This window comes from Mucilaginibacter sp. P4_G9, from assembly GCF_056400985.1.
This window is the reverse complement of sequence record NZ_JBFUKF010000634.1, coordinates 1-2,012: the sequence shown is the minus strand read 5'-3', so window position 1 is coordinate 2,012 and position 2,012 is coordinate 1. Positions and strand designations below refer to the sequence as shown.

Here is a 2,012-nt window from a genome sequence, read left to right as displayed (position 1 = left end):
ACTACATACAGCGTTACCATGCAGCAAAATCAACCAGGCAGGCTGCAAAGTCGGTTTGGCTGTGTGTGGCGATATATGTACCTGCATCGTTCCTGTTTTTTGTAATAGGTTCCTGTTTATATGCTTACTACAGTCAGCACCCCGATCTTATTTTGAGCATTAAACACCAGGCGGCCATTGAACGCCTGCCTGCCACGGCTTCTGCAAGCCAGGTAAACAGTGTGATGGCCAAATTAACGCCTGCCGATTATGGCGATAAAATTATGCCGCACTTTATGGTAACCAAAATCCCCGCCGGACTGGTTGGGGTTATTGTGGCAGCTATACTCTCGGCAGCCATGAGCACCATCAGCTCGGGCATGAATGCATCGGCTACCGTTTTTACGATTGATATCTATAAGAGATATTTTAAAACACAGCTAAATGATAAGCAAACGCTTAATATTTTACATATCGGTACTGTTGTTTTCGGGCTGGCAGGTATGGGAGCAGGTATAGCTATGATAGGTGTTAAAAGTATCCTGGATGTGTGGTGGCAACTATCGGGCATATTCGCGGCTGGTATGCTGGGTTTATTCCTGTTGGGCATCATCAGCAGGCAAACGCGTAACCATGAAGCAATTATAGCAACAATTACTGGGGTGCTGGTAATTATGTGGCTTACTTTTCCTGCTCTTATTCCAGATCAGTATGCATCGCTTCGCAGTACTTTAAATACAAACCTCATCATTGTAGTGGGTACACTCACTATTTTCCTCACCGGTATATTTTTAACAAAAACAGGGTGGTTTACAGCGAAAAATAAATTAAACACAACACAAACATCAAAATGGAACAGGCTAAAAAAGGTTTTATCCCAGTAATGTTAACTCCCTTTAAAAACAATGGAGCTATTGATTATGATGTACTTACCCAGCTTACAGAAATGTATTTACAGGCAGGGGCCACCGGGGTATTTGCCAATTGCTTATCCAGCGAAATGTTTGAACTTAAGGATGAGGAGCGGCTGCAGATTATAAAACATGTTATAAAAATTGTGAACGGCGCGGTACCCGTTGTAGCCACGGGTACGTTTGGCGGCCCGGTTGCCCAACAAGCCGATTTTGTAAAAAAAGTGCACGATACGGGTACATCGGCTGTAATTGTAATTACCAGCTTATTGGCAGATGCTGATGAGTCGGATGCGGTATTTAATTACCAGTTATTTAAGTTGTTAGATCAAACAGCTAACATCCCCTTAGGCTTTTATGAATGTCCGGTACCTTACAAAAGGTTATTGTCGCCCCGGCAACTTGCCGATTTTGTAGCTACCGGCCGGGTGATTTACCATAAAGATACCTGCCTTAATATTGATGAGGTGCAGCAAAAATTAGAGGCCGGTAAAATTAACCCCGGTTTTGGTTTGTACGATGCTTATATGGGGCATGCGGTTGCGTCTTTAAAAACGGGCTCGGCCGGATTGTCCTGCATCCAGGGTAATTTTTTCCCTGAGCTTATTGTATGGTTATGCAATAATTATGCTGATGAATCCCTGCAGTATGAAGTGGATGCCGTACAGCAGTTTTTGATTGAAAACATGGATGTGATGCATAATGTGTATCCTGTAGTGGCCAAATACTGCTTAACCAAACGGGGATTAAAAATTTCGACCAAAACAAGGCGTGATGTTGGCTATTTTTCACCGGCCATCCGCATCCAGATTGAGGATCTGTACAGCAGTTACACCCACCTGCAAAACGAGGTTGGCATAAAAATTTATTAACTGGCGGCTTTTTGTCCTTTAATGTATCGCCTTTTGTACTCAAGCGGGGTCATGTTGGTTACCCTTTTAAAATGGCGGTAAAAGTTTGATATGTTATTATAACCACACTCAAAGCACAGCACTTCGGTAGGCAGCTTATCCTCAATTAAAAACCGGCAGGCATGGCTGATCCTGATCTCGGTTAAAAAATCAAAATAGGTTTTTTTGGTCATCAGCTTAAAATACCTGCAAAACGAGGTAACACTGAGGT

The 2,012-nt window shown here is 42.9% G+C and carries 3 protein-coding genes; 2 read left to right on the top strand and 1 reads right to left on the bottom strand.

Annotation, left to right across the window (positions count from 1 at the left end):
• Both AC1DPZ_RS26185 and AC1DPZ_RS26180 read left to right on the top strand, forming a co-directional pair.
• Positions 1-863 (top strand): sodium:solute symporter family transporter (locus AC1DPZ_RS26185; protein ID WP_477409032.1); only part of this gene is annotated, 863 nt, incomplete at its 5' end.
• A complete protein-coding gene (locus AC1DPZ_RS26180; RefSeq protein ID WP_477409030.1) occupies positions 830-1,762 on the top strand; it encodes a dihydrodipicolinate synthase family protein in 933 nt (310 codons plus the stop codon). The genes AC1DPZ_RS26185 and AC1DPZ_RS26180, both read left to right, overlap by 34 nt.
• Here the strand turns inward: AC1DPZ_RS26180 and AC1DPZ_RS26175 are convergent.
• The coding region (locus tag AC1DPZ_RS26175; protein WP_477409028.1) for a helix-turn-helix domain-containing protein at positions 1,759-2,012 on the bottom strand (254 nt) is incomplete at its 5' end. The genes AC1DPZ_RS26180 and AC1DPZ_RS26175 overlap by 4 nt on opposite strands.

What these genes read in the sequence shown, in the direction of transcription:
- AC1DPZ_RS26180 (WP_477409030.1), top strand. Translation starts at nt 830, where the DNA reads ATGGAACAGGCTAAAAAAGGTTTTATCCCAGTAATGTTAACTCCCTTT.